Origin of the sequence: Vibrio glycogenivorans (genome assembly GCF_051660965.1) — a bacterium.
In the GTDB taxonomy this organism is placed as follows: domain Bacteria; phylum Pseudomonadota; class Gammaproteobacteria; order Enterobacterales; family Vibrionaceae; genus Vibrio.
This window is the reverse complement of record NZ_JBPVIS010000001.1, coordinates 202,700-228,342: the sequence shown is the minus strand read 5'-3', so window position 1 is coordinate 228,342 and position 25,643 is coordinate 202,700. Positions and strand designations below refer to the sequence as shown.

The 25,643-nt window shown below is 49.1% G+C and carries 22 protein-coding genes; 11 read left to right on the top strand and 11 right to left on the bottom strand.

The window, feature by feature from the left end; all coding sequences use genetic code 11:
* Positions 1 to 75: 75 nt before the first annotated feature.
* From ACSTTG_RS01015 to ACSTTG_RS01000, 4 genes are all read left to right on the top strand, one after another.
* Complete coding sequence (locus ACSTTG_RS01015; protein ID WP_438473548.1) at positions 76 to 1,365, top strand: NAD(P)/FAD-dependent oxidoreductase; 1,290 nt, start codon at positions 76 to 78, stop codon at positions 1,363 to 1,365.
* Between the two features lie 219 nt (positions 1,366 to 1,584).
* Positions 1,585 to 2,580 carry a transposase gene (locus ACSTTG_RS01010; RefSeq protein WP_438473546.1) on the top strand — a complete coding sequence of 332 codons (996 nt, stop codon included), beginning with the start codon at positions 1,585 to 1,587 and terminating at the stop codon, positions 2,578 to 2,580.
* Between the two features lie 366 nt (positions 2,581 to 2,946).
* A complete protein-coding gene (locus ACSTTG_RS01005; protein WP_438473544.1) occupies positions 2,947 to 4,167 on the top strand; it encodes a low temperature requirement protein A in 1,221 nt (406 codons plus the stop codon).
* A gap of 31 nt (positions 4,168 to 4,198) precedes the next feature.
* Positions 4,199 to 4,975 (top strand): ion transporter, encoded by a 777-nt coding sequence (locus tag ACSTTG_RS01000; protein WP_438459968.1) that lies wholly within the window; start codon positions 4,199 to 4,201, stop codon positions 4,973 to 4,975.
* Positions 4,976 to 4,983: 8 nt separating this feature from the next.
* Here the strand turns inward: ACSTTG_RS01000 and ACSTTG_RS00995 are convergent, their stop codons facing one another.
* The 4 genes from ACSTTG_RS00995 to gapA all read right to left on the bottom strand — a co-directional run bounded on the left by ACSTTG_RS00995 (position 4,984) and on the right by gapA (position 9,033).
* Positions 4,984 to 5,955 (bottom strand): ChaN family lipoprotein, encoded by a 972-nt coding sequence (locus ACSTTG_RS00995; RefSeq protein WP_438473543.1) that lies wholly within the window; start codon positions 5,953 to 5,955, stop codon positions 4,984 to 4,986.
* A gap of 129 nt (positions 5,956 to 6,084) precedes the next feature.
* Complete coding sequence (gene rlmA, locus ACSTTG_RS00990; RefSeq protein WP_438459970.1) at positions 6,085 to 6,888, bottom strand: 23S rRNA (guanine(745)-N(1))-methyltransferase; 804 nt, start codon at positions 6,886 to 6,888, stop codon at positions 6,085 to 6,087.
* A 142-nt stretch (positions 6,889 to 7,030) separates the two neighbouring features.
* Positions 7,031 to 7,912, bottom strand: coding sequence for a D-hexose-6-phosphate mutarotase (locus tag ACSTTG_RS00985; protein ID WP_438459971.1), 882 nt, complete (start codon positions 7,910 to 7,912; stop codon positions 7,031 to 7,033).
* 125 nt (positions 7,913 to 8,037) lie between these two features.
* On the bottom strand, positions 8,038 to 9,033 hold the full coding sequence (gene gapA, locus ACSTTG_RS00980) for a glyceraldehyde-3-phosphate dehydrogenase (RefSeq protein ID WP_438459972.1): 996 nt from the start codon (positions 9,031 to 9,033) through the stop codon (positions 8,038 to 8,040).
* 367 nt (positions 9,034 to 9,400) lie between these two features.
* Between gapA and msrB the strand changes: the two genes are divergently transcribed.
* Positions 9,401 to 9,799: a peptide-methionine (R)-S-oxide reductase MsrB gene (msrB, locus tag ACSTTG_RS00975; protein WP_438473541.1), complete on the top strand. Its 399-nt coding sequence runs from the start codon at positions 9,401 to 9,403 to the stop codon at positions 9,797 to 9,799.
* A 121-nt stretch (positions 9,800 to 9,920) separates the two neighbouring features.
* Here the strand turns inward: msrB and ACSTTG_RS00970 are convergent, their stop codons facing one another.
* A complete protein-coding gene (locus tag ACSTTG_RS00970) occupies positions 9,921 to 10,742 on the bottom strand; it encodes a DUF2989 domain-containing protein (protein WP_438473540.1) in 822 nt (273 codons plus the stop codon).
* A gap of 140 nt (positions 10,743 to 10,882) precedes the next feature.
* Here ACSTTG_RS00970 and ACSTTG_RS00965 point away from each other — a divergent pair, with 140 nt between their 5' ends.
* Positions 10,883 to 11,185 (top strand): YeaC family protein, encoded by a 303-nt coding sequence (locus ACSTTG_RS00965; RefSeq protein WP_438473539.1) that lies wholly within the window; start codon positions 10,883 to 10,885, stop codon positions 11,183 to 11,185.
* A 111-nt stretch (positions 11,186 to 11,296) separates the two neighbouring features.
* On the opposite strand, the gene ansA is transcribed toward ACSTTG_RS00965, so the two are convergent.
* Together ansA and sppA are read right to left on the bottom strand one after the other, a co-directional pair.
* Positions 11,297 to 12,310, bottom strand: a complete 1,014-nt coding sequence (gene ansA, locus ACSTTG_RS00960) for an asparaginase (RefSeq protein ID WP_438459976.1) — start codon at positions 12,308 to 12,310, stop codon at positions 11,297 to 11,299.
* 117 nt (positions 12,311 to 12,427) lie between these two features.
* Entirely contained in the window at positions 12,428 to 14,284 is a 1,857-nt protein-coding gene (gene sppA / locus ACSTTG_RS00955; protein ID WP_438473538.1) for a signal peptide peptidase SppA, read from the bottom strand.
* A gap of 246 nt (positions 14,285 to 14,530) precedes the next feature.
* On the opposite strand from sppA, the gene ACSTTG_RS00950 reads away from it, so the two are divergent.
* The 3 genes from ACSTTG_RS00950 to ACSTTG_RS00940 all read left to right on the top strand — a co-directional run bounded on the left by ACSTTG_RS00950 (position 14,531) and on the right by ACSTTG_RS00940 (position 19,392).
* Positions 14,531 to 16,534 (top strand): oxidoreductase, encoded by a 2,004-nt coding sequence (locus tag ACSTTG_RS00950; RefSeq protein WP_438473536.1) that lies wholly within the window; start codon positions 14,531 to 14,533, stop codon positions 16,532 to 16,534.
* Between the two features lie 125 nt (positions 16,535 to 16,659).
* Positions 16,660 to 17,472, top strand: coding sequence for a polysaccharide lyase family 20 protein (locus ACSTTG_RS00945; protein WP_438473535.1), 813 nt, complete (start codon positions 16,660 to 16,662; stop codon positions 17,470 to 17,472).
* A gap of 303 nt (positions 17,473 to 17,775) precedes the next feature.
* Positions 17,776 to 19,392, top strand: coding sequence for an RCC1 domain-containing protein (locus ACSTTG_RS00940; RefSeq protein WP_438473534.1), 1,617 nt, complete (start codon positions 17,776 to 17,778; stop codon positions 19,390 to 19,392).
* 116 nt (positions 19,393 to 19,508) lie between these two features.
* On the opposite strand, the gene ACSTTG_RS00935 is transcribed toward ACSTTG_RS00940, so the two are convergent.
* Entirely contained in the window at positions 19,509 to 19,838 is a 330-nt protein-coding gene (locus ACSTTG_RS00935) for a PepSY domain-containing protein (protein WP_438459981.1), read from the bottom strand.
* A 221-nt stretch (positions 19,839 to 20,059) separates the two neighbouring features.
* Here ACSTTG_RS00935 and ACSTTG_RS00930 point away from each other — a divergent pair, with 221 nt between their 5' ends.
* Positions 20,060 to 20,935, top strand: coding sequence for a radical SAM protein (locus tag ACSTTG_RS00930; protein ID WP_438459982.1), 876 nt, complete (start codon positions 20,060 to 20,062; stop codon positions 20,933 to 20,935).
* 73 nt (positions 20,936 to 21,008) lie between these two features.
* On the opposite strand, the gene ACSTTG_RS00925 is transcribed toward ACSTTG_RS00930, so the two are convergent.
* On the bottom strand, positions 21,009 to 22,322 hold the full coding sequence (locus ACSTTG_RS00925) for a ferredoxin reductase family protein (protein WP_438473533.1): 1,314 nt from the start codon (positions 22,320 to 22,322) through the stop codon (positions 21,009 to 21,011).
* A gap of 189 nt (positions 22,323 to 22,511) precedes the next feature.
* Between ACSTTG_RS00925 and ACSTTG_RS00920 the strand changes: the two genes are divergently transcribed.
* Positions 22,512 to 23,582, top strand: a complete 1,071-nt coding sequence (locus tag ACSTTG_RS00920; protein WP_438459984.1) for an L-dopachrome tautomerase-related protein — start codon at positions 22,512 to 22,514, stop codon at positions 23,580 to 23,582.
* On the opposite strand, the gene ACSTTG_RS00915 is transcribed toward ACSTTG_RS00920, so the two are convergent.
* Positions 23,577 to 24,845 carry a sensor histidine kinase gene (locus ACSTTG_RS00915; RefSeq protein WP_438459985.1) on the bottom strand — a complete coding sequence of 423 codons (1,269 nt, stop codon included), beginning with the start codon at positions 24,843 to 24,845 and terminating at the stop codon, positions 23,577 to 23,579. The genes ACSTTG_RS00920 and ACSTTG_RS00915 overlap by 6 nt on opposite strands.
* A gap of 2 nt (positions 24,846 to 24,847) precedes the next feature.
* A complete protein-coding gene (locus ACSTTG_RS00910) occupies positions 24,848 to 25,525 on the bottom strand; it encodes a response regulator transcription factor (protein ID WP_438459986.1) in 678 nt (225 codons plus the stop codon).
* Between the last annotated feature and the right edge of the window lie 118 nt (positions 25,526 to 25,643).

Genomic DNA, 25,643 nt, shown 5'->3' with positions numbered 1-25,643 from the left:
AAAGCCAGTTTCACGTTGATAGAGCCTGTCTGTCGATGAAGTTTTGAAGTTAAAAAAATTAAGAGGAAGTGTATCGTGACTAAGATCGTTGTTGTCGGTGGGGGAGCCGGGGGGCTTGAGCTTGCCACTAAATTAGGTCGTACACTGGGTCGTAAGGGCAGCGCCAAAGTTACCCTGGTCGACCGTAAAGCGAGTCATTTATGGAAGCCTTTGTTGCACGAAGTCGCTACTGGGTCACTTGATGAGGGTGTTGATGCGCTCAGCTATCGCGCCCATGCCAAAAATCACGCTTTTGAGTTCCAGATGGGTAGCCTGGAGAGCATTGACCGCGAGCAGAAGTTTATTACCCTTAGTGAATATAAAGACGAGCATGGGGAGCTGTTAATTCCGAGCCGTAACGTTGATTACGATGTGTTAGTGCTAGCGATTGGTTCGACGTCTAATGACTTTAATACCCCTGGTGTGCGCGATAACTGTATCTTCCTGGATAGCCCAGAGCAAGCTCACCGTTTCCGCACCGAAATGAACAACGCGTTCCTTAAGTTACACGCTAACAACGGTCAAGGCTCGGTAGATATCGCCATCGTTGGTGCGGGGGCGACGGGTGTTGAGCTGTCTGCAGAATTACATAATGCTGTAAAAGAGTTACGGACTTACGGCTTTGGGGATCTTGACTCAAGCAAGCTCAATGTGAGCTTGGTGGAAGCGGGTGAGCGTATCCTACCTGCACTGCCAGCACGTATCTCATCAGCCGCGCACAGTGAGCTGACCAAGCTTGGCGTGAATGTTCGCACTGCAACTATGGTGACACAAGCCGAGGCCGATGGCCTAACTACCAAAGATGGCGATAAGATCCCAGCGGATATTATGGTTTGGGCAGCGGGGATCAAGGCACCCGACTTTGTCAAAGATATTGCTGGGCTAGAGACCAACCGAATCAATCAGCTGGTGGTTAAAGACACCCTACAGACCACGCGTGATGAAAGTATCTTTGTGATTGGCGATCTGGCTCAGTGCACCCAGGCCGACGGCTCATTCGTCCCGCCGCGCGCACAGGCGGCTCACCAGATGGCCACCCAAGCGTACAAGAATATCTTGGCGCAGATTAATGGCCGAGAACTCAAAGCATACACCTACCACGACCACGGCTCATTGGTGTCACTCAGCCGCTTCTCAACGGTGGGCAGCCTGATGGGTAACTTAACTAAAGGGTCAATGATGGTCGAGGGCCGCATCGCTCGCGTGGTGTATATCTCACTTTACCGAATGCATCAAATGGCACTACACGGCATGCTGAAAACGGGACTAATGATGCTAGTAGGGCGCATTAACCGAGTACTGCGACCAAACTTGAAGTTGCATTAATCCCGCAACTCACAGCAGAATAGCAAATGCCGCCTAGTATCAATGGGCGGCATTTTTTTTGCGTGTTATGTCTTTTCTAAAGACGACTCTTTTGCTCCTCCTATATCTTGACACCCAAAATATATGCTTTTCCCACCTATATCATGACACCCATAATTTATGGCACTTATCCCGATCCGCTCCTAAACTAAATAGGCACCCTATCAAAGGAGTATCGAGATGCCTACAGCCCGCTCGCAGCAAATCAGTTTAGAGGATACCGCTTACTATCATTGTGTTTCTCGATGTGTTCGCAGGGCTTACCTGTGTGGCGTGGATGAAGCGACAGGCAAGAGCTATGAACATCGTCGTGGCTGGGTGGAGGATAAATTGCTCCAATTAGCGGGCGTGTTTGCGATCGATGTTTGTGCGTATGCAGTAATGAGTAACCATACCCATGTGGTACTGCATGTCAACCAGCAACAGGCCTTGAGCTGGGATGCTCATGGTGTTTTAGAGCGTTGGCACCGTCTCCACAAAGGCACCATGCTTACCACACAGTTTCTTAATGGGGATTCATTGGATAAAGCCTCACTTGAGACGGTGATGGAAATGGTTGAGGTTTATCGTCAGCGCCTCTACGACATCAGTTGGTTTATGCGCCATTTGAATGAGACTATTGCACGTCAAGCGAACAAAGAAGAGGGCTGTACTGGCCGATTTTGGGAGGGGCGCTTTAGGTCTCAGGCGCTGCTTGATGAGGCGGCGTTGGTAGCATGTATGGCCTACGTGGATTTAAATCCAGTACGAGCCAAAATTGCACAGACACCGGAGCAGTCCGACTACACCAGCTTCAAAAAACGGATAAATTGCTTGCGAGGCTCGAGTGAAAGAGCACCATCACAGCCTCAGGCCTTATTCCCCTTTGCCGGAGACCCAAGTAACAAGAGCCTAGCGGGTTTGCCACTACGTTTGGATGACTACGTTGCTCTGGTGGATATCAGTGGCCGTGCCATCAGAGAGGACAAACCTGGATTTATCGCCGAAGCTCATCCCCCAATTCTGACCCGCCTAGGCATAGACGACACGGTCTGGGCGTCGCTAATTTGCTCGCTCGAGCAGGAGTTTACCGGCCCAATTGGCCGTGAGCAATCTCTGCGCCAGTATCAGTACCATCATGGATTACACCGTATGAAAGGCATTACTTCCGCAAGGCGTTGCTTTAAAGCGGCGTAATTTACTGATGAGTTTTCCATTTCACTGCAGCGAGAGTTGTGGTGAGGCGAGCTATTGTACGTAGTGATACCAAAGCGAAAAAACGAGTCGAAGTTGCGATGTATTGACTGGTTTCGGTCTTTGATTTTGGTTAGCAGTTACTCCCGATTGTGAGAGTTGAAGTTTGCTTTTATATAATGGGTGTCAAAATATTATTTTATGGGTGTCTTGATATCTATGGGTGTCTTGATGTTCTTCTAGATATTCTTTCGATGGTCGGATTGGTTGTGGCTAGGTTACCAAAAGTATACTTCTTGAATATGTTCAGCTGGTTACCATAATGAACCACATCGTATGAGCCGAACAGTGTTTCAAGGAGTTATCGGTATGGACTTAGCAAAAAAACACGCCTTGTGGCGTAAACCCATTCACCATTTAGATGCAGATTCCAGCAGTGACCATGTCCACTGGATCGAGCTGTTTTATGACCTTGCTCATGTGGTGTCCATTTTCGTATTGGGTAACTTTTTAAGCCACCATTTGGACGTGAACGGGTTCTTAATCTTTTCGGCGCTGTTTAGCGTGATTTGGTTGGCGTGGTTTGATTTAAGTCTGTTCAACTCGCTCTATGTCAGCACCGATATCCCACACCGTTATATTATGGCGATCCAAATCGTCACCATTATGGTGATGTCGTCTTCGATACTGCACATAACCGGCGGGGGATGGCGTTTTTTCGCTCTGGCTTACGCTCTTAATCGTGCCATCATTGCTTTGTTGTATTTTCGTGCCCGCAGCGTCGACAAGGTTGAGGCGTGTTTACCTTCGATCCTAGCAAAGCGCTTTGCATTTGGCGCACTGGTATTCTTTATCAGTGCCTTTTTCCCTGACCCCTATAATTATTTGGTATTTTCGTTTGGGGTTTTAAGTCTGATCAGTTTATACCTTGCTCCCAAGGTTGGCGTGATCCATAACGCTCGCTTCCTACCAAGGCTTGGGCATATGGCAGAGCGATTTGCCCTGCTATTGTTGATTGTTGCAGGAGAAGGCTTCTTTAAACTGGTGATCACGCTTGCAGATAAGGGTATCGACACCGTTGTGGGCGATGTGTTTGTTAACTATGCCTTTGGTGGTCTATCTATTTTTGTTTTGTGTTGGATCTATTTTGATTTTGTCGGCAACGGTAAGCCTAGAAACAATCAACCTAGTACCTTGATCGCTTGGGTTACCTCTCACCTAGTGTTAATGCTTTGCTGTGTGATGATTGGCGTGGCCTTATCGGCAGAGGTTAAGGTGGCCTTTGCCGAGCAATATCCTCTAAAGTATGCCGTGATTGGCTGCTTGGGTCTTGCGGGCTATCTGCTATGCCTGCTTAAGATCCAGAATGTGATCGAACTGAGAACCGCTCATCGATTTGCCACCGCCAAAGTCAGATATTTTGGCATCAGCTTGGCGCTGGTCACCTTGATCGTTGTGGCTTTTGTGCCCTCGGTTGTGGCAAATATCCTTTGGGGAACAGCACTGTTCTCGCAAATCATTATCCCGGTGCGTAGCGCGTTTAGAGTGTTAAGCAAAGAGGCCAAAGCAAGCGATATCAAGTCAAACTGAGTCTAACCGATACAATCAATTGGGAGGGGTTATGCAGCCCAAGGTGATTTCTGGCCAAGTCACGGCCTTTCAGTTAGCGGTATTAGTGCTATCTATCTTTGTTGTCACTTCATTAACGATCGAGTTAATGTTTGAAGTGCCTAAAGAAGTGATGCAGATTTTGCTCTACGTTGATAGCGTTATCTGTTTGATTTTCTTTATCGACTTTATTCAACAATACCGCGCAGCTCCCTCAAAGCGAGAGTATATGAAATGGGGCTGGCTTGACCTGATTTCATGTATCCCACTGCTGGAAATGAATCAGTTTGCGCGTGTTATCCGGGTGCTCCGTCTACTGCGTGCTATCAAGTCTGTGTCGATCATTTCTCATGCGATTAATGAAAATAGAGCCTCGACGTCACTGCATTTTATGATGGTGATATCGATTATGATGCTGATTTTTGGTTCGATATACATCCTTTACCTAGAGCAAGGTATGCCTGGTGCCAACATCCACCAAGCGAGCGACGCCCTGTGGTGGACATTTGTCACAATCACTACGGTTGGGTACGGTGATTATTATCCGGTCACGTTGGAGGGACGATTGGTGGCGATCGTCTTAATCACCACTGGCGTTGGTATGTTTGGTAGCTTTACCGCCGTACTTGCTTCATGGATCATGGATAGCTCCGGTGGTGGTAAGGCGGATAAACAACTTGCCGATGATATTCAAGCACTGCGCGAGGAGCTGAAAGCACTACGCACAGAACAGAGGTGCACAGAACAAAAGTGCACAGAACAAAAGTCGGAGCGCAGGCCTAATACCTAGCCGTGAGGTCAGTGACAAGCTGGAACTTTAGTGACTTTGCCTACGCTGTGATACGCAGCAACCCGATGATGCTCTTGGATGTATCGCGGCGGTGGTGAGAGGACCTTTATCGTGTAATCACTACCAGTGATGCCTTTGCTTGATGGACTGATCGTCACTATATCGAGGCTGGGCTCCAAGCGGGTAATAATACGGCCAATCGCAAGGCCCTCGTTGATGTGGAAGTCTCCCGCAATGTGCATAACCTGCTGTCTTGGGTTTTGCTTGAGGTGCAGAACAATACTTTCAGCCATGGTTTCATCCCAAGTAAGCTGCGCGGCGTAATGGTCTTGAGTCGCTTTGACCGGCCCGTGGTGCATTGATGCCATAAATAAGCGCTTGTATGGGTTATCACTTAGATCCAGGCGCTGTGCTACCCAGCCTCGTTCGCTGTCATCTAAAGTCTCGAGATAGTCTGGCCCTAATCGCCCTACACAACGCACGATGCGACTGGGCGCATTAGACGCTATCACCGGTTGTTGGTTGTTTTTCGCAAGCTCGACGAGGGCGCGGTAGTCTCGGGTGTAGTCAGGCCAAGCATCGCCCTTATCAATCAAAAATTGCTCACCGACTTCCCCTTGTAGATAGGCGTCAACGACGGTTTGCTTGTCTCGAGTAAACTGCTCCATGGATAGAGTGACCCGCGGGTTGTTTTCCATTAGCTGTTGATAAAGGTCAGCTTGAAACCGATGGATACCGGCATGACCATGCCACTCTCCAACAAGTACCACGTCAGCTTGCAGGATTTCTTTGGGCAGATTGGCTAATAAGATGGGCGTATTGTTCTCGTCAACCATCTGGTAGTCGAAGTGGTGACTAACCGATTGGCTAGAGATCCCCGCAGGTGATTGCGAAGAGGGAATGCAGCCGGCAACGAGCAGTGCAACGCTGACGGTGTAGCAACGACGAAATGCGATGTGAAATGAGCCGGGCTGTTGCATGCTGCCTCCATTGGACCTAATCGTCTAAAGTCTAAGAGAGGCAGTGTTGGTTATCAAACCGCTTGAACCAATCGCATATGTCGCCTGGTTACCTATCGTGTAGTGATAGAGCGTACCGGACGTTGAGTGCTACCTTTTGCGATACACTCGCAACATAAAATCTGCCTCACAGATGAAGCCTTCTTGGTCGACAAGCGTCTGGATCAGTTCAGGACTGGCTTTCCAGGCAAATGGCGTCATCTGCAACAAGTCATACGCATCGCTACCAGAAAGGTGCATCGGATAGCTGAGCTTTTCTTCCACCTCAAGCTCGAAGCCATCGATTTCCTCAGCGGTCTCATCATGTAGGCGGACATCCGAATAGATTAGTTCACGCAACTGATACAGGTGGCGCGCTGCTGGCGTAACAGTGACAATGATCCCTTGCTCTTTAGTGGTGCGAACCAGCTCCTGATGATTACAAGGGGCATAGATGCGCACGATGGCATCAAGCGCGTTGTCAGCAAACGGTAGGCGCTGACTTGAGGCAACACAGAAATTGACGCCGTGGTAACGCTTGGCAGCCTGTCTGATCATGATTTTAGAAATATCCAGACCATGCACATCAGATTGAGTCACCTTAGCGATATGCTCGGTGTAGTAACCCTCACCACAACCTATGTCAAGGATCACTGGGTTGCTGATGTGGTTCTGAGTTTGGCAAAGTGTCGCGACCCGCTCGCGCAGCGGCGCGTAGTAATCAAGGTCGAGAAAACGACGTCGCGCGTTCATCATCTCTTTATTATCGCCTGGATCTTTTGAGCGTTTGTGCTGCACTGGCATCAAGTTGACATAACCTTCTTTTGCAAGGTCAAAACTGTGGTTGTTTACGCAGCGGTAAGAGCGCTCAGTCAGGGTCAGTGGCTCTTGGCAAAGCGGGCATTGGTAGGACATGGCAATGGCACCAGTAACATTGATTATTCTGAAGTGGCGCAAGTCTAACAGGAATCAACAAGGGGCTAAAGTACTGCCTGCCCCTTGTTATTATCCGCCTAATGAACAGTCGGTGTAGACGACAGACTATCAAAGGCGAGGGTTACACTGATAGGCGGGTGACAAGCGTATGTGATTCACCAGGCTTGAGCTCGGTTCCTGCATCGAGGCTGTTTGCGTGCACCGTGGACTCAACACACAGCATGGTCTCAAAGCCATTGTCTTGCATATCCGCCATGGCTTGGGCACCCTCAGACCAAGGGTTCCAGACAACCGCACTGTTGTGTCCTTGGTTTTCGATAAGGAGAGTGCGCTTAAGCTCGGAGTCTTCAATCTTGATCACGGCCTCAGGCTGAGTATAAACGCGATCGACACTGCCGATAAGCTTGAGCGTGCCATCCGATGAACAAACCTGATTGTCAGCCAGGCTATCAATGTATTGATTCCCCAGGCCTTGAGTGTGGGCTTGATGAATATCGCCAACATTGAGGTAGCTGTGCAGTGCACCAGAAAAACGCCACGGCGTATCATCAATATTCATCACCTTGAGCGTCACCGTAAGCTGCTTGCCTACCTCGATCAGCAGCCGCGCATCGAATAGGTGCGGCCAGATGTCGTGCGTCGCCTCACTGGCAAACAGCGCGAGTTCAATCATCACGCCATGGTCATTTTCGCGGTGTTCGATTAGCTCCCATTGGCTATTGCGGGCAAAGCCGTGTGCTGGAGCATGAATGCGGCCAAACCAGGGCCAACAAATAGGGATCCCGCCACGAATAGCAGTTTGGCCATCGAATTTTGCTTGCTCGCTCATCCAGATCAGATCTTCAGCACCTTGAGGAGCATAGGAAAGCACGTGCCCACCGAAAAGTGAGATGGCCGCGCTGGCATGTGGGTGGTCGACACGAATGACCTTGATTTGGTCGAGTTGAGCGATTGAAACGCAGTCAGACAATGCGCTGACGGTAGGGAGGGTAGAGTAGTCCATGAGTCGTTTCCTTTGACAGCATGATTTGGCCATGGCCAAATCGCAGATAGCAAAAAGGCGACTCGAGAGTCGCCTTTTTTAATAATCATGTCTCAAAGACAAGTCGTAGCTAAACGCTGCTCTAATTACTTAGAGATGTGAGCGATTAGGTCTAGAACTTTGTTTGAGTAACCGATTTCGTTGTCGTACCAAGATACAACTTTAACGAACTTGTCGTTAAGTGCGATACCAGCTTTAGCATCGAATACTGAAGTGCAAACTTCACCGATGAAGTCTTGAGAAACAACTTGGTCTTCAGTGTAACCAAGAACGCCAGCCATTTCGCCTTCAGAAGCTTCTTTCATAGCTGCACAGATTTCTTCGTAAGTTGCGCCGTTCTTAAGGTTAACTGTTAGGTCAACTACAGAAACGTTAGCAGTTGGTACGCGGAAAGCCATACCAGTTAGAAGACCGTTTACTTCTGGAAGTACAACGCCTACAGCTTTAGCAGCACCAGTTGAAGAAGGGATGATGTTCTGAGAAGCACCACGGCCACCGCGCCAGTCTTTAGCAGAAGGACCGTCTACAGTTTTTTGAGTCGCAGTAGTTGCGTGAACTGTAGTCATAAGACCAGATTCGATACCGAACTTGTCGTTAAGAACTTTAGCGATAGGCGCTAGACAGTTAGTAGTACAAGAAGCGTTAGAAACGATGTCTTGGCCTGCGTAAGTGTCGAAGTTTACGCCGTTAACGAACATTGGAGTTGCGTCTTTTGAAGGACCAGTAAGAACAACTTTCTTAGCACCAGCAGTGATGTGCTGACGTGCAGTTTCGTCAGTTAGGAAGATACCAGTTGCTTCAGCTACTACGTCAACACCGATTTCGTCCCACTTAAGGTCCGCTGGGTTACGCTCAGCAGTAACACGTACAGTCTTACCGTTAACGATTAGGTTGCCGTCTTTAACTTCTACAGTACCGTTGAAACGACCGTGAGTTGAGTCGTACTTCAGCATGTATGCCATGTAATCTACGTCGATTAGGTCGTTGATACCTACTACTTCGATGTCAGCGCGCTCTACAGATGCACGGAATACGAAACGACCGATACGGCCAAAACCGTTAATACCTACTTTGATAGTCATTTTTAGTTGCTCCACAACTTTATATTTCTTGATGAAAGATAACTGGTAGTAAAATTACAAAACCAATTGAAATTCTGCAACAGATAATCGGCGCTAAGTTGCGTCATGTCAAAAATTTTTCTTCTTTTCTTGCACAATTTAACCTAAATGGTCGATTTTTATCCGTGCCACGGGTTCATTTCACCAAGTGTTTGCTTAAAATACTACAGTGACAGTTTGCCAGTTGGGCTTAGTATCATCCTCTTTAAGGTGTTAAGTATGTGCTACAGCGCGGCGATTTCGCAAGTGCACAATGAAAAAGTTGAGTCAGTGATCCCAAGGCCATAGGCCTGGTAAATAATAATACAAAAGGGCATGGAAAATCGTAATGGAAAAGATCGAGAAGTCAGACGAGCAGTGGCGTGAGCAGCTAACGGACGAGGAATTTCGAGTTTGTCGCCAGCAGGGGACTGAGGCCCCGTTTTCTGGGGTGCTGCTGCATAACCGAGAGTCAGGCGTGTATCATTGTACTTGCTGCAGCGCCGCCTTATTTGAATCAAAAAACAAATTTGATTCTGGGTGTGGGTGGCCAAGTTTCGACGCGCCAATTGAGCCAGACGCGATACGATACTTGAGTGATCACAGTCATGGAATGCAGCGAATCGAGATACGATGTGCGCGCTGTGATAGCCATTTGGGCCATGTTTTTCCCGATGGGCCTCCCACCACGGGCGAGCGCTTCTGTGTAAATTCGGTTTCGTTAGTTTTTTCCAAAACTGAAAGCTAATTGAAACTAAAGTTTCATATGAGCGGAACTCGACAGCTCAGCGGGGTGGTCAAAATTCACTCTTAGGCTTCGCTTCCAGCGCAGCTCACCGCTTATTGCCTAACGTGCAGGAGCGTTATAATCAGTCAGCGATACTGCGATTGCGGTATCGCTGCGAGTTAATCTCAGCCACAATGCTCAAACTCTGCTGGTCTAACTGTCGTTTCTGTTGTGGCGTGACATTTTGATAGAGAAATTCCAATTCACGCTCGGACGCGATCGCTACACCGAAGTGCTTTGCCACCATCGACCACAAATAGGCGAGTTCGATTTGATTAGTACGGTAATAGAGCGTGCTCAGGGTGGTAAAGATGTCACGGTTGACAGGCGTCTCCATAGAGAGCTCAATGGCACGGTGCAGCATTTGCTCAGCTTTGGCCGGGTCGCGAGTGGTGTAGAAAGTGGCCAGTGCGTACTGCAGCTCGGCAGTATCAAGCTCAGGCTCACCTTCAAGGCGTAGGAACTGACGTCGCGCCGATTCTTCACCAAGATAGATCCAAGCAAAGTACAGTGCGTGGGCAGACTGCGTATCCTTGATATTGGCAATGAGACGCTTTTGCTCTTGACGCATCGACATCATGGTTTCAAATCGAGCGGTTTTTCGATCGCGTCTGTCAATGGGCTCGATCTGCGCGGCAAGCTCGAGACAGCTTCTAAAATCGCTCACCAGTTCGTACTCACGAATTTGTTGAATATCGGTGCGAGGGGCGGGTGTTTCGGCACGATAAGCCAGCAGTCTATAGCGTGGCGCATGACATTGGCTGTCATCGATGTTGAGCTGCTGACACTCAAGCTCTGGGTTATCCCGACACAGCTGTTCTGTTTCGGTTAACTGCTCGAAGCACCCCGATAGCAGGGCAGTGCAGGCAATGAGAATGCTGGGTCTTAACAACTGAATTTTCATGCGCGTGATCAAATCCACTGATTATCTGTATTTATATTGACTACGTTAATCAGCGAGTTATTGTTTCGCTACTAACCCTGGCTTTTTGTTTTTCAAGCATGTCGCCCTGTGGCTAGATGCGGGTAAAAAGGATTATCAACATGGATGTCAATCAACTTCTTGAAGCGATCACCCCACAAGTCTATCAACGCTTAACCTATGCCATTGAGACCGGTCGTTGGCCCGAGGGGCAACCACTGACGACTGAGCAACGAGATCAGTGCATGCAGGCGGTGATGCTCTATCAATCCAAGCACAATTTGGACGCGCAACACATGACCATTGCGGCGGGGGGCGAGTTGCACCTCAAAAGCAAAGTCGAGCTTAAGCATCAATTTACTCGAACGGAGCAAGAGATCGCCAGATTCGAGATATCCAGTGCAGACAAAGCTGCCAAGGACTAGCTTTTTACTTCAGCGATAGTAAGAAAAAGGTAGCCACATTGGCTACCTTTTTTTGCAAATTTTTAGTGTCTCTGCCACAAATCTTGGCTGTTGCACATGGCTTTATACTGGCTATAAACTCATTTCACCGCGCAGCACTAATTGCATCTGCTGCTTAACCTCGTCGTAGCTCAAATCTTGACTGAGTAAGAAGTGCAGTTTAGCCAGTGCGGCTTCTGGTGTCATATCATAACCGCTGATCACACCAGCGTCGGCAAGGGCGCACCCGGTTGCGTAGCCACCCATATTGACTTTACCTGCTAGGCATTGGGTTAAATTGACCACGATGACACCGCGTTCAGAGGCTTCTTTCAAGTGACCGAGCAACTCTGGGTTTTGCGGCGCATTACCGACACCGAAGGTCAGTAAGATCATTGCATTGACGGGCTGTCTTAAGGTATTGCGGATAACCTCGTGTGATATCCCAGGGTACATGGTGATTACACCGATAGGCTGCGGGGTAATATTGTGAACGAAAAAATCACCCTGAGGCTTTTGCGCAACCTCGACACCATTGCTGACTTTAATGCTGATCCCCGCCTCAAGCAGTGCAGGCAAATTGGGTGAGGTAAAGGCATTAAAGCCGTCTGCGTGTGACTTGGTACTGCGGTTGCCACGCATTAGCTGGTTGTTAAAAAACAGCGTGACTTCATTGATTGGGTAGTTGGCAGCAATATGCAGGGCGTTAAGCAGGTTGGCCTGGCCATCTGAACGCAGCTCGGCTAGCGGGATCTGTGAGCCAGTGACAATCACAGGTTTGCCAAGGTTTTCCAGCATGAAAGACAGGGCCGAAGCGGTATAGGCCATGGTGTCTGTGCCATGGAGAATGACAAAGCCATCGTAGTTGTCGTAGTTATCACGAATATCATCCGCGATCTGCTGCCAGTCTTTTGGCGACATATCTGAGGAGTCGATCAGTGGGTCATACTCGTGAATGGTGTATTCCGGCATCTCAGGGCGATGAAACTCAGGCATACTCGCCAGTTGTTGTTCCATAAAGCCCGCAACGGGGATATAGCCTTGTTCGGACTTTTGCATGCCGATGGTGCCGCCAGTGTAGGCGATGTAGATGTGCTTTCTTGTCATAAGGCTGCTTTGGTTTTGAGAGAGAAAAAAGGACGCTAATTATATAACTCGCGTCCTATTAGTCTAGGTCAAACTCCGCTATCCCTCCTTCGAGCTGTAGAGGAGGGCTTGGAGAGGTTAAAGCAGGTTACAATTCAGACACAACGCATAGTGTCCTTTAGGGTCATTCATGCTGTTGAGCAGACTCACGTCGCTTGCTACCTGCTCAGTGATTGGGCTCAGTGCGCTAGGGAGTTGGACACCAAGGCTGTCTAACACACCAAGCGAGACTTGGTTAAACATTTCCTGCAAAAACTCTTGTAGTGGCGGTAATGGTTTACGTACCCAATCGATGTTGTAATCGTCGAGCTCGGCCAATTGTGCTGCGCTGGCAATGGCATCATCAAAATCACCCATTTGGTCGACCAGGCCGAGCTGCATTGCATCATAGCCTGTCCACACACGACCTTCGGCAATGCTGTCCATTTTGCTTGACTCTATCCCACGTCCTTCACTGACGAGGTTAGTAAAGCGATTGTAGGTGTGCTCGACACCAAGCTGAATGGCTTGTGACGCACCATCGCTAAGCCCGGTAGTGATACCAACGCCTGAAAATGGTGAGGTACCAACACCATCGGTGCTGATGCCAAGATTATTCAGACCATCCTCGAAGGTAGTGATCACGCTAAACACCCCAATCGAGCCAGTTAATGTTGTCGGCTGGGCGAGAATCTTATCGGCATTCATGCCGACCCAGTAGCCACCAGAGGCAGCTAAGCTGGACATTGAGACCACTACAGGCTTTCCAGCTTCGCGCAGAGCAAGGATTTCATTGCGGATCACCTCTGAGGCAAATGCGCTGCCTCCAGGACTATCAACTCGAAGCACCACCGCTTTGACGGATTCCGTGTTTCTGGCTTGGCGTAGCAAGGCAGCAGTAGTGTCACCACCAACACGATTACGTTGTTGGCGACCATCCATAATCGCGCCGCTGACCACCACTACGGCGATATCGTCCGCAGCGGTAGAGAAGGTATCAAACAAGGTAGTTTGATACTCGTAGTAGCTGATCGCGTTATAACTGTCATTGCCTTTGGCACCAAACACGTCTGCCATCTGCTGACGAATTTGCTGACGGGTGGCTAGTTCATCAACCAACCCCATATTAAGCGCCAGCGTAGCCATGTCACCATCCACTTCACGCATCATTTCTAGGAGCTGTTCCATTGATGGTGTCAGGCTTTGTGGTTCGATGTCGCGATTGGTCGCAACATCTTCAACGTAGGCACCCCACATTTGACTTAGCCAACGAGCCGCAGACTCTTTGGCTTCATCAGACATGTCGTCGCGGATAAAAGGCTCAATCGCAGACTTGTAGGTACCAACGCGAAATACATGAGTATTTACATCAAGTTTTTCAAGCAGTTCCTTGTAGTACAGGTTGTACGCACTGTACCCTTTGAGCATAACGCCGCCATCCGGCGCAAGAAACACCTTATCGGCATAACTGGCTAGATAGTATTGACTCTGGTTATAGATGCTGCCAACCGCGTAGATCGGCTTACCCGAGGCGCTGAACTCAGCCAGCGCTTTGGCGATGTAGCGCAGCTTAGTTAGGTTGGTTTCTGGCATTTCCTGCAATGCCAGGACGATGCCAGTGATCTGGTCATCTTCTTGAGCGTGACGAATGGTATCAACGATATCAAAAAGAACGTTTTCTCTTGGCATGTCTGCGCCAAAAAACGACCCAGTGATCGAATCCATCGGATTGATGTAAGAGCGACTTTCAACAATCGGGCCGGACAGGTTCATAATCAAAGCAGACGGTTGCTCGACCGTCGGCGTTGCGGTGACCTGATCTGCCTGTTGAAAGGTAAAAAAGACGACAGCAATCACCGCGAGGAAGAATAGGTTTAAAATCGCCACCCGAATAAAGGTGATGGTCTTCCACAAGCCTCTAAGTATTTTGCCGATGAACTTGAACAAAGTTTTCATTGTTTCTCCACAGTTAGGTTCGCATCCTGTGAGTACAGGGAGAGCAGCCCTAATCCTACGTTAACCTATGCTTTCTAACAACTTTAGTCCAAAAATGAACCTTGATGCATGTTGCATAGTTGTAAATAGATGTTTGATATTCAGATCTTCACCGCCTATTCTGGTCAGACCACAATAATAAATTGACCCATCAAGTCTTCCTTTGATCGGGTGAACATCATTACTAGGTTACGAGCGAGGTAAGTCATGTATCCCAATCTACTCCAGCCATTAGACCTTGGTTTTACTCAATTACGTAATCGAGTCTTGATGGGCTCAATGCATACCGGACTTGAAGAGCACAAACAGGGGCTCGAAAAGCTCGCTGCCTTTTACGAAGAGCGGGTAAAGGGGGGAGTGGGCTTGATTGTGACTGGAGGATTTTCGCCCAATCTGCGTGGACGCCTGCATCCGTTGAGCGCGGAATTTAGCAAGCCAAAACACGCGGCGGCACATAAGGTCATCACAGAGGCGGTGCACCGTCACCAAGGCAAGATTGCTCTGCAGCTACTCCATGCTGGGCGCTATGCGATGCATCCCTTTGCTCAAAGTGCCTCAGCGATCAAAGCGCCAATCGCCCGTTTTGCCCCAAGTGAAATGAGCCCACGGCAAATCCGCGCCACAATCGATGACTTTGCCAATAGCGCAGCACTCGCCAAGTTGGCAGATTATGATGGCATAGAAATTATGGGCTCAGAGGGCTACTTGATTAATCAGTTTCTGTGTAAGCGGACCAACATGCGTTATGACGAGTGGGGTGGCAGTTATCAAAAGCGCATGCGCTTGCCATTGGAAATCGTCAAAGCAATTCGGCGCGCGGTAGGTGACGAGTTCATTATTATCTTTCGCTTATCGATGCTCGACTTAGTCGAGCAAGGCAGCACGTTTGATGACGTTGTTGAGTTAGCACAAGAGTTAGAAAAGGTTGGCGTGACCATTTTGAATACCGGGATTGGTTGGCACGAGGCCCGGATCCCGACCATTGCCACCCAAGTACCACGGGGCGCGTTTACCTGGGTGACGGAAAAGGTAAAGCCCTATGTCTCGATACCCATTGTCACCTGTAATCGGATCAACACACCGGATGAAGCGGAGCGGATCTTAGCCTCAGGTCAGGCGGATATGGTGTCAATGGCTAGACCCTTCTTAGCTGACCCTTATTTCGTCGCGAAAGCTGAGCAGAATCAAAGCCACCTGATCAACACCTGCATCGGTTGTAATCAAGCCTGTTTGGATAATGTATTTGTCGGCAAGGCGGCCAGTTGCTTAGTCAATCCACTGGCCTGCCGCGAGTCTGAGCTCAAGGTTGAGCCAGTCACTGAGAAAAAAACCATTGCTGTCGTGGGAGCGGGCCCCGCGGGTCTTGCTTGCGCCACGACTTTGGCCGAGCGGGGGCATGTTGTTGACCTTATCGAGCGCAGTGACCGGATTGGTGGTCAATTTCGCCTAGCGATGCAGATCCCAGGTAAAGAGGAGTTTCGTGAGACAATCCGATACTTTGCTAATCGTATCGAGCAGACGGGCGTTAATCTGCTCCTTGATACTGAAGCGGATTTTGAACAGCTCAAAAAGTACGATGAGGTGGTATTTGCCACGGGTGTCCAACCTCGTAAGATTGCCTTTAATGGCCTAGAGGGCTCGGATAAAGTGGTTGATTACCAAACTCTGATTAGAGAGAAAACCTATAAGGGCGATAAGATCGCCATCATTGGCGCGGGTGGGATTGGTGTCGATGTTGCCAGTATGCTGACCGAGCCGCCTAGCCAAAGCCTCGATGATTGGCTGCAGGAGTGGGGGATTGACCGTCAGATGGAGCAGCCGGGAGGGATCTATCCGTTTCCAGAGCCGATCTGTGACAAAACGGTTTGGCTACTGCAACGACGCAAGGGCAGAGTGGGTAAGGGACCGGGTAAAACCACGGGCTGGATACATCGGCGAACACTTGAGCAGCGCGGTGTCAACCTTATCGGTGGCGTTAGCTATGAAAAGCTCGACCAACACGGACTGCATATTATGTTGGGTGGAGAGCAGAAGCTACTGGATGCGGACATGGTGGTGGTGTGTGCTGGCCAAGAATCGGTGCGGCCCTTTGAGGCGCGTTGGCAAGAGCTAAGCGAGCGCGTACATGTCATCGGTGGTGCTGATGTCGCTGGCGAGCTTGATGCTGTTCGAGCGATAAAGCAGGGGGTTGAGTTGGCGATTAAGCTATAGTGCTCTCGTCGAAGTCGTTTGCGGCGTCTTGGCGACCGACTGCTGAAAAAGCAGAAACATAACTATCTGTTGTATAATGCGTCGTTTAGTCGTTATGAGACAATATCCAGATGGGCTATGCAGTTGTGAAATTTCTTAAAGTGCAGAAAGGCCATGTGTGGCTATCTTTCTTAATGGGCAGCGCTGTAATGAGCGGCTGCCAAACCGCAGCAGATCTACCACTCACTTGCCCCCCGTCAAAAGTAGTCTCAGCAGACGAGCATCAACGCTCAAGTGATCTGGAGACACTCGCTGGGTGGGGCAAGCAGTTCGGTCATGTGCATTCAGCAACCATCATTACTGACCCAATTGATAGCAATAACCAAGTGTTACGCATAGAGTTGAGAGAAGGAGAGCAGTATCAAACCCGTAGCGGTTGGTATCATCGCGCTGAGGTCTATGAGCAGTATCGAGCGCCTTTCGACACGCCAATGCGCTATCAATTTCGAGTCTATATTCCTGATGAGTGGCAGTTTGCTGATGTGCGCGCGTTGATCGCGCAGTGGCATGCGACGCCTGACCGTCATCTCGGGGAGATCAGCCGCAGCCCTAACCTTGGCATCGAATTGCGCGATAACCGCTTCTTGATCCGCGGGCAAACTAGCCCACTTGCCGTCAATCAGCATAATAAGCAGGGGATGGTGCGCCAGCAGTACTACCTGAGTCCACCGATAGAAAAAAATCGCTGGTACGAGTTTGATATTAAAGTGACTTGGACTCATGAGCCATCGGGTTCTCTAGAGATAAATATCGATAACAATCAAGTAGTAGAATATAGCGGCGCGACCAGCTACAACGATTGCGCTGGCCCTTATTTTAAGATGGGTATTTATCGTGACGATAGTCCTAGTACATTTGTAATATATTTCGATGATTATTTTCGTACTAGAGATAACTGATTAGATATGATCAATAAATAAAATCATGGTTAGTCGGTTGGTATTGTTATCAAACCTACTCGAGAAGGCGAGCGTTATGGCACGCCGATTATGTGTAATAATATCAGTTGCTTGCTGGTTGTTGTGTTCCGTTTTATGAATGGGGAAGGTTCTTTGTTATTGTATTTGTCTAAAAAGACATCATTCCATTTAGCGTTGCGCTAATTATAATTTTATTATTAATTCGTCAGTTTAAGATTACATTAATTAACGGGTCTTTGGTGTCGTTATACCTTGAAGAAACAAAAAACAAGGAACAACACAATGAAAATAAAATTAGTCACAATGGCTATTGGCTCTTCGTTACTTGCCGGATGTAATTCCTCCTCAGAATCTGAGCCAGGCATTGCTCCAAGTATTACTGGTATTGCCATTGAGGGACAATATCAGGTTGGTAGTGAGCTTCTCGGTGATGTCTATTGTCAGGATTGTAGTAATCTGACTTATCAATGGGTAGTCGGTGAAAAGCAGCACTCGACCGAGGTAGGACTAGTTTTAACTAAAGAGCTTTATGGGAAGCCAGTTCGTCTTGAGGTGACTGCTCATAATGATGGTCTGACGGATGAAGCCTATGTGGTCAACACCCCTACAGTTGCCCTCAGCGCAACGACAAACATTAGTACTTTTGCGATGATCAAGTCAGATGGTCATACTCTGGCCTGGGGTAACTATGGCTCAGACACCACTGAGGTTGATAACCAGTTAGCGAGTGATGTCGTAGAAGTGTATGCGTCTGAGCGTGCATTTGCAGCACTCAAGTCGGATGGCAGTATGATCTCATGGGGTGTCTATAACTATGGTGGTGATAGCACAGATGTGGCTGAACAACTTGGATCGGATATCGTTGGTGCTTTTTCAACTGATTGGGCGTTTGCAGCGCTCAAGTCAGATGGCAGTCTAGTTACTTGGGGGCACGCTAACAATGGTGGTGATAGCTCTGAGGTTGCTGATGCGATTGCTGAAGGTGTGACAAATGTCTACTCGACCAGTGGCGCTTTTGCGGCAATCAATGAGCAAGGCGGTGTCGTCACTTGGGGGGGCGGAATTTACGGCGGTGACAGCACCGTGGTTGCTGAGGATATAGATAGCAATGTGACTGATATTTTCAACACTAGTCGTGCATTTGCGGCACTAAAAGAGGACGGTAGCCTAGTTACTTGGGGCGGTACTGGTTATGGCTCGGACAGTTCAAGTGTCGCGGATCAGCTTACCAGTGATGTTGTCGCAGTTTCCTCAACCAACAGTGCTTTTGCTGCACTAAAAACAGATGGCAGTGTTGTGACTTGGGGCAATGCGACTAGCGGTGGCAATAGCGACCAGGTGGCACAAGAGATTGCCAGTGATGTAAAGGCGGTAATATCCAATACCTACGCTTTTGCAGCACTTAAGGAAGACGGTAGCGTGATCACTTGGGGTAGTATTTACAACGGTGGCGATAGCGACGATGTTCAGAGCCAACTCAGCGGTGATGTCATTGAAGTGTTCTCAAACAATAATGCATTCGCAGCATTGAAAGCGGACGGTAGTCTTGTCACTTGGGGCGGTACCGGTGGTGATAGCACCGCGGTTGCTGACCAACTCAAGAGCGGAGTGATTACTGTTTACTCGACCAACAATGCGTTTGCTGCGCTAAAAGACGATGGTAGCCTTGTTACTTGGGGTAGCAGCTCGAATGGTGGCAATAGCAGCGATGTCGCTGGTGAACTTGAGGGCGGCGTGATCGAAGTATTCTCGTCAACCACTGCATTTACTGCGATTACGAACGATGGTCGCGTCGTTAGCTGGGGTATGACTTCTGGTGGTGGTGATAATACCAGTGTTGCCCACGACCTAGTACCTACTTGGGAAGAAACCGACAACAGCCTTATTGAAGAGTTTTAAATCAAAGCCTCTCTTGGCCTCTCTAGTCTATTAGGGAGGCCATTTCTATGACGTTGCTAGTGGCGCACTAGGGGAAACTCTCGTTGTGGTCAAAACATATGCCGCTATTGCTTGTGTTAAGGGTCAACGTCACCTTCAACCCCCTCGTGGGACAGATCCCCAGACAACTCAGCCTGTATCTCAGCCAAACTCTCTTGCTCAGCAGCTACTATTGCTCCTGTTTCGGCGTCGATTTCAATTTCATAGGCGGTGTCATTAAGGCGAATAAACACATCCCATTGCGTGTCAGGATGATCAAAACGGATCCCTAATACCTCGACGCCTACTTCAGCTAGGGCGGCGGTAATCGCTTCCTGTTCGCTGATAAGATCAGCCTCCTCACTGGCAAGAGCTGGAAGAGTGCCAATACTCAATACGCACCCAAGCAAAACCAAACCTTGTCTCATGTTGTCTCCCGATCGCTAGTGAAAGTCTTGTTAGTCTAGACGACAACGACAGTAACGCGAGGTCCCTCGATTACTCGAGTGCGTTTTCATTAGTCATGACTAATGACGGTCGATTGTTCATAAAAACGAAAAACTGATTTATTAAATCGCCCCATTATAAACATTGGCTGATGAGTTTAAGCTTTAGCGGTCGAAAGTTGCACCAAGCTGAGGAGCCAAACATGCATTACGAAGGTAAAATTTATCGTCCTTGGATGGAAGCCGAGAGTGTATTAATCCAAACGACTTTGGGCTGCAGTAACAACCAGTGTACGTTCTGTACCATGTTTGACGATAAGCGGTTTAAGGTGCGTGATCTGGACGATATCTTCAAAGATATTGCCGAGGCTCGAATGATCTACCCGAAAGTCGAGTCGATCTTTTTGATCGATGGTAACGTGATGGCAATGCGCACTGATAAGCTGATTGCGATCCTTGACCAGATCAAAGTGACCTTTCCAGAACTAAAACACTTAGCTTTGTACTCTGGCTTTAATGATTTCCGCCGCAAGAGCGTTGCCGAGTTGAAAGAGATCCGTTCAGCCGGTCTAACCACGGCATATTCAGGTCTCGAGTCAGGCGATCCAATCGTGCTTGAGCGCATTAAAAAAGGCATGACCCGTGAGCATGCGATCAAAGGCATGGAGATGGCGCGCGAGGCAGATATCCAGGTGCTAGCATCGTTTATCTTTGGTCTCGGAGGTCGTGAGCGCTCCAAAGAGCATGCGGTTAACACCACCAGTTTGCTTAACATTATGCGCCCCGATGCGATTGCGCCAATGGCGCTTGCAGTACAGCCAGGTAGTCAACTTGAGCGCGAGGTAGAAAACGGCGAGTTTATTCTGCCAACCCCACTGCAAATCTTGGAAGAAGAGAAGTACCTGCTGGAGAACATGGAGGACTTTCCGTGTTTCTATTGGGGCGATCACGGCAATAATATCGCCAGCATGCGCGGTGTTTGGCCAGAGGCCAGAGAGCCGTTTCTAGCCAACATCAACAAGCACATCCAACACAATCCGATGGCGAAGAAGAATGTGATTGAGACGTATGCTTGGTAGGCGGTGCTGAAAGGCGATAGTCTACAAGCTTGTAAAAGGGTTGAGTCAAATCAGCCCTTTTTTGAACCCCGCATCACCTGAAATCAAACAGCTCTTTATGAAAGGCGTGCTTGGGGAGCTTTGCTCGTAGCATTGCGCGCTTGAGCTTGTTACCCAATGGTATTGGGCCGCAATACCACACACTGCATTTTGTCACATCGTTGATGCAGCTGATAACTTCATTGCAATCTAGATGCCCTAAAACAGCGGTATTGTTTAGATGCAAACGAATGCCAGATTGCTTGGCTCTGTGGCGTAGCTCGCTGAGCAGCTCTGGATCTGCGTGTCGATAGCAGTAGAACAAATCCACCGACTTTTCCAGCCCAACTGTCTCTATCGCACTGAGAAAGGGGGCAATGCCAATCCCGGCTGCCAACCAAATATGTTGAGGCTTGTGATCGGCAAAATTAAAACCCCCATACGGCCCTTCTATTTGCGCGCTTTGCCTCAGCTTGAGCTTGTCGGCCAGAGATTGCGTGTATTCACCATTTGCCTTGATCATGAGACGTACACAATTGTCATGGCTGTGGTCCGAGGCAAGGCTAAATGGGTGAGGCTTTTCGCGGCTATGGAACCTGACTAGAGCAAATTGGCCGGGACGATGACAAAACCCGTTTTCTAACTGCTGATCCACGCTGAGCTTAATCTCAACACCATAGGCGGTTGGGGTGATCTGGGTGAGGTTAGCAGCAAAGCGTTTTGGCTTGCCATTGGCATCAAGCAAAGTGAGGATAGCCCCAATAACGGCAAGCGTGCAGGTGATGAAAAGCAATCCGCCTGAGAGGCTCAACCACAGGCTCTGTTCAAAGAACATCAGCATATGGATAAGCAGCAACAGGTAGAGATAGGGAAACAGGCTATGGGTTAATTGAAACACTCGATAAGTAAATCGTTTAGACCATGCGATCAACACCAATCCAGCTGAGAGGTAGAAGCCGTACTCACCAATCAGTTGGGCATGCTCGGCGAAAGCATCGATAAGCTTCCAAAACGGGTAGGTTTGTTCTCGGGGATCGACAAGCTGAAGCGTCATCATCAGGTCGTCACTCAAGTAAATAAGCCAATGGGTGAGGGCAGTAAAAACAGCGCAAATGCCGAGGTATTTGTGTAAGCGGTATTGCTGGTCAAGCCCTCCGAGCCAGCGCTCCAGCGGCCAGTGCTTGACTGATAAAATAATACACATCGACATCAGCAGCATGCTCGTCACGCCGGTATAGTTGACCAAGGTTGCACGCAGTTGCCAAAACATCGGCCACTGTGGTGTTGCCGGTTCGACATGCAACACACCGCTAGGGACCAAACAGGCAATTAGCACGATGAGCAGGCATCGTTGCAAAGGCAAATTCATAAGTAATCCAAACGCAGTCGTGGGCTATCGATGCAAAATACCAGTGCCTGTGTGAAAAAAATGTTCTTTATCGTGCAGCCCTTTATTGCTGAGAAGAAGGAGCATGGCGACGAATCTGTGTTCACATTTTATTGACATTGCACATGCTAGGTTTTTGAGCTCGTTAGCGAAGCAAAAAAGGAGTCGATGATGCGATATTGGTATAAAAAAGCGATGCTGGCTGCAGCTCTTGTGGGCGGGTGGGGCCTTGCCAGCGCGCAGAGTTTGGCTGCAGAGTTGGAAGTGGTGGCGACATCACCCTACCCAATGAATGGCGTGGCCATCACAAGCGAGGGTCGTACCTTTGTGTCTATGCCACAATGGACAGATAGCGCCTCTCCTTCGGTCGCGGAAGTGATGGCGGATGGTCAGGTGGTGCCTTACCCTGGCAACGAGTGGAATCAGTTTGACGGCGAGGATTCGTTAAACCGATTCAGTAATGTTAATGCGGTGCATACCGACGCTCAGGGTAACCTCTGGGTTGTCGATTACGCAGCGCCATTTTGGGGTGAAATCATTGAGGGCAGCCAAAAGCTGGTCAAAATAAACACCACAACCAATCAAGTGGAGCGCGTGTATCGCTTCGATGCAGATATCCTGCCTGTCAAAGCCAAGCTCAATGATGTACGAGTCGATGTCAAAGCGGGCACTGCCTATATCTCTGAGTTTGGTGTCGGCGCCTTGATTGTTGTTGATCTCGAGTCGGGAGAGGCACGAAGACTGCTAGACCGTCACTTTTCTGCGCGTGCCCACCCAGATGTAGTGACCTACTTTGATGGCCGTCCGTTCTCCACACATATGCTCCACCTCAATGATATTGAGCTGGGTAATAATAACGAGTATCTCTACTATCAGCCCACCGGTGGTCCTATCTTGTACCGAATCGCGACCAAATATTTATTGGATACCAGCCTAAGTGCTGACCAGCTGCAAGGTTATGTTGAGATTTATAGTCGCTCGCTCACTATCGGCGGGATCACTGCAGATGACAAGGATACCTTTTATTTGGGTAATGTTCAGGATAAGGCGATAACACTGATCCGCGCCGGTCGCATTGAGGGTGATTTAGTCAAAGACGAGCGCTTGCTGTGGCCAGATGCGATGGCGGTACACGATAAGGCGTTATACATCCCTTGCCCGCAGCTGCGCCTGCTGCCGAAATTTAACGACGGAGTCGATAAAACCCGTGGTGAGTTCACCCTGTATCGATACGCGCTATAAAAGTGATCCAGAGGGGAGATGAGGAAAGCTGATTTTCGCTTCGCAGCCCCTGTCTTTGGTATTGCTCAAAGAAAACTGCCAGTGGTAACGCTGGCAGATGTCTTCAACAATCATCAACCCCAGACCATGCCCTTGTTCAGAAGGTTTGGTATTGAATCCGCTGCCATCGTCAATGACAGTGATCTCACTCGGGGTGACTGTCATGTCCACGCCACCCGCATCGCTAGCCGCGATGGCATTACGCAGCAAATTGCCCAAAACAATCTGTAATACAGCAGGCGTGGCTGACAGTGTTGGGCCGGCCACGTAGTTGAGGGATAAGTCGATATGCTTGTGGTCTGCAAGCGCTTTGTTTGCCTCAATGATAGCCTTAAATGTTTGTTCTGAGTGGTGTTCTGCTGCACTGGGGCACTCACGCTCGTAGCGCACAATCGATAATAGTGCATCAACCATCTCTCTCATTTGCCGAGTCGCCAGGTGAATCTTATCGATTTGTCTTGCCTGTTTGTCAGTGTGCGGCAATTTAGCCAGCAGTGCGTTTGCGCCGGATAAGACCGTCAACGCACTACGAAACTCATGGCTTGAGTATCTGGCGAACGCTTGCTCACGCTTGACGCTTAAGTGCAGCTCCCTGCGATAGTGATTGAGCTTTTCGGTCAGTAATTTGAACTCTTGTGAGGCATCATCTGCAACCGTAAATACCATGTGCTCACGAGGTTCTTGCGAACTCAGTTGCTGACTTAAGCTGTTGATAGGCTTGACCAGAAAGTGTGATAGACGATGCAGGAGGAGGGCAAAGATCGACATCAGCAGTGCCACAAAACACACCACCAGAAAGCAGGCGATAAAAAGCTCAGTGCGACTGACTTCGATGCGATCGACCGCTGAGATAACGAGCAGCGGCTGCCGATTACCCTGATCAAAATAATGCCCCCGATAGACTAACAGTGAAGACTCGGCGGTCTCTACTAGGTACGGTTGTTCACTCTCCTCGAGCTGACGATAGTGCTCGGGCAACAGGTCGATGTCATTATAGGCAGAGGTTAACGTATCCAATTGGACAACGCCGTGCTCGCCGCCAATAAAGCGCTCTATCGCTGACGCTCTATCTACCACCATCCGACGCTCTGCCATTCTGTCCTCAGACCAATCCAACGCGGCGTAAAAGGTAATAAGAATAACCAGCCCAATCACGCTGGACATAATGACAAAGAACAGCGCTAGCCGGTCAGTAAGGCGCTGGGTATTTTGCAAGTTGAGCAAGGTTAGTCATCCTTTTGTAAACGAAACCCGACCTTGGGGATCGTGACCAACATGGGGAAAGCAAACGGTTTATCCAGCTGATTCCTAAGCTGATAAATATGACTTCGCAGGGCATCAGTGTTGCCTTGTTCATCGTCCCAGATGGCGCTGATCATTTCATCTCGAGTCACGATATTTGGTGCCTTTAAGCACAGCGTCTCGAGGATGGTATAGGTAGTTGGGTTGAGGTGAAGGGCTTGTCCTTGGCGCGAGGCTTGGCGGGTGCTTGGAAATACTCTGAGTTCGCCAAACTCGAGAGCGGTCTTTGCCACCGAGCCTTGATAGCGCTTGATCAGGGCATTGACTCGTGCAGCCAGTATCTCAAGATCAAACGGCTTGGTTAAGTAGTCATCGGCGCCTTGGTCGAACCCTTTGAGCATATCGTCACGGTTGTCCAGTGCGGTTAGCATTAGGACTGGGGTGTTATTACCGGCGTGGCGTAGTCGCTGACAAACCTCAAGCCCATCAAGCTTGGGCAGCATTAGGTCCAAGATGATGAGGTCAAAGTGTCCCTCACTGGCCAGCTTGAGACCGAGTTCGCCGTTGTCGGCATAGTCCAACTCGACCGCCTCGGATTCAAAGTAGTCAAATATGATTTCTGCAATTTGCCGATTGTCTTCAACCAAAAGGATGTTGTTCATCGATCTTCCTTAACGTAAACCTGAACCTGCCCAATGGGGAGGGGAGCCTTGCTTGATTCCAGTAGGTGATGATCCCTGTGAGAGAGGTTTGCCTTAAGGATAGAACAACCACGGGTGT

Coding starts and splice junctions, on each gene's coding strand:
- ACSTTG_RS00925 (WP_438473533.1), bottom strand. CDS start 22,322: ATGAATTTGCCTTTGCAACGATGCCTGCTCATCGTGCTAATTGCCTGT.
- msrB (WP_438473541.1), top strand. CDS start 9,401: ATGGAAAAGATCGAGAAGTCAGACGAGCAGTGGCGTGAGCAGCTAACG.
- ACSTTG_RS01010 (WP_438473546.1), top strand. CDS start 1,585: ATGCCTACAGCCCGCTCGCAGCAAATCAGTTTAGAGGATACCGCTTAC.
- ACSTTG_RS00970 (WP_438473540.1), bottom strand. CDS start 10,742: ATGAAAATTCAGTTGTTAAGACCCAGCATTCTCATTGCCTGCACTGCC.
- ACSTTG_RS00910 (WP_438459986.1), bottom strand. CDS start 25,525: ATGAACAACATCCTTTTGGTTGAAGACAATCGGCAAATTGCAGAAATC.
- gapA (WP_438459972.1), bottom strand. CDS start 9,033: ATGACTATCAAAGTAGGTATTAACGGTTTTGGCCGTATCGGTCGTTTC.
- ACSTTG_RS01005 (WP_438473544.1), top strand. CDS start 2,947: ATGGACTTAGCAAAAAAACACGCCTTGTGGCGTAAACCCATTCACCAT.
- ACSTTG_RS01000 (WP_438459968.1), top strand. CDS start 4,199: ATGCAGCCCAAGGTGATTTCTGGCCAAGTCACGGCCTTTCAGTTAGCG.
- ACSTTG_RS00930 (WP_438459982.1), top strand. CDS start 20,060: ATGCATTACGAAGGTAAAATTTATCGTCCTTGGATGGAAGCCGAGAGT.
- ansA (WP_438459976.1), bottom strand. CDS start 12,310: ATGACAAGAAAGCACATCTACATCGCCTACACTGGCGGCACCATCGGC.
- sppA (WP_438473538.1), bottom strand. CDS start 14,284: ATGAAAACTTTGTTCAAGTTCATCGGCAAAATACTTAGAGGCTTGTGG.
- ACSTTG_RS00940 (WP_438473534.1), top strand. CDS start 17,776: ATGAAAATAAAATTAGTCACAATGGCTATTGGCTCTTCGTTACTTGCC.
- ACSTTG_RS00985 (WP_438459971.1), bottom strand. CDS start 7,912: ATGGACTACTCTACCCTCCCTACCGTCAGCGCATTGTCTGACTGCGTT.
- ACSTTG_RS00935 (WP_438459981.1), bottom strand. CDS start 19,838: ATGAGACAAGGTTTGGTTTTGCTTGGGTGCGTATTGAGTATTGGCACT.
- rlmA (WP_438459970.1), bottom strand. CDS start 6,888: ATGTCCTACCAATGCCCGCTTTGCCAAGAGCCACTGACCCTGACTGAG.
- ACSTTG_RS00995 (WP_438473543.1), bottom strand. CDS start 5,955: ATGCAACAGCCCGGCTCATTTCACATCGCATTTCGTCGTTGCTACACC.
- ACSTTG_RS00950 (WP_438473536.1), top strand. CDS start 14,531: ATGTATCCCAATCTACTCCAGCCATTAGACCTTGGTTTTACTCAATTA.
- ACSTTG_RS00920 (WP_438459984.1), top strand. CDS start 22,512: ATGCGATATTGGTATAAAAAAGCGATGCTGGCTGCAGCTCTTGTGGGC.
- ACSTTG_RS00965 (WP_438473539.1), top strand. CDS start 10,883: ATGGATGTCAATCAACTTCTTGAAGCGATCACCCCACAAGTCTATCAA.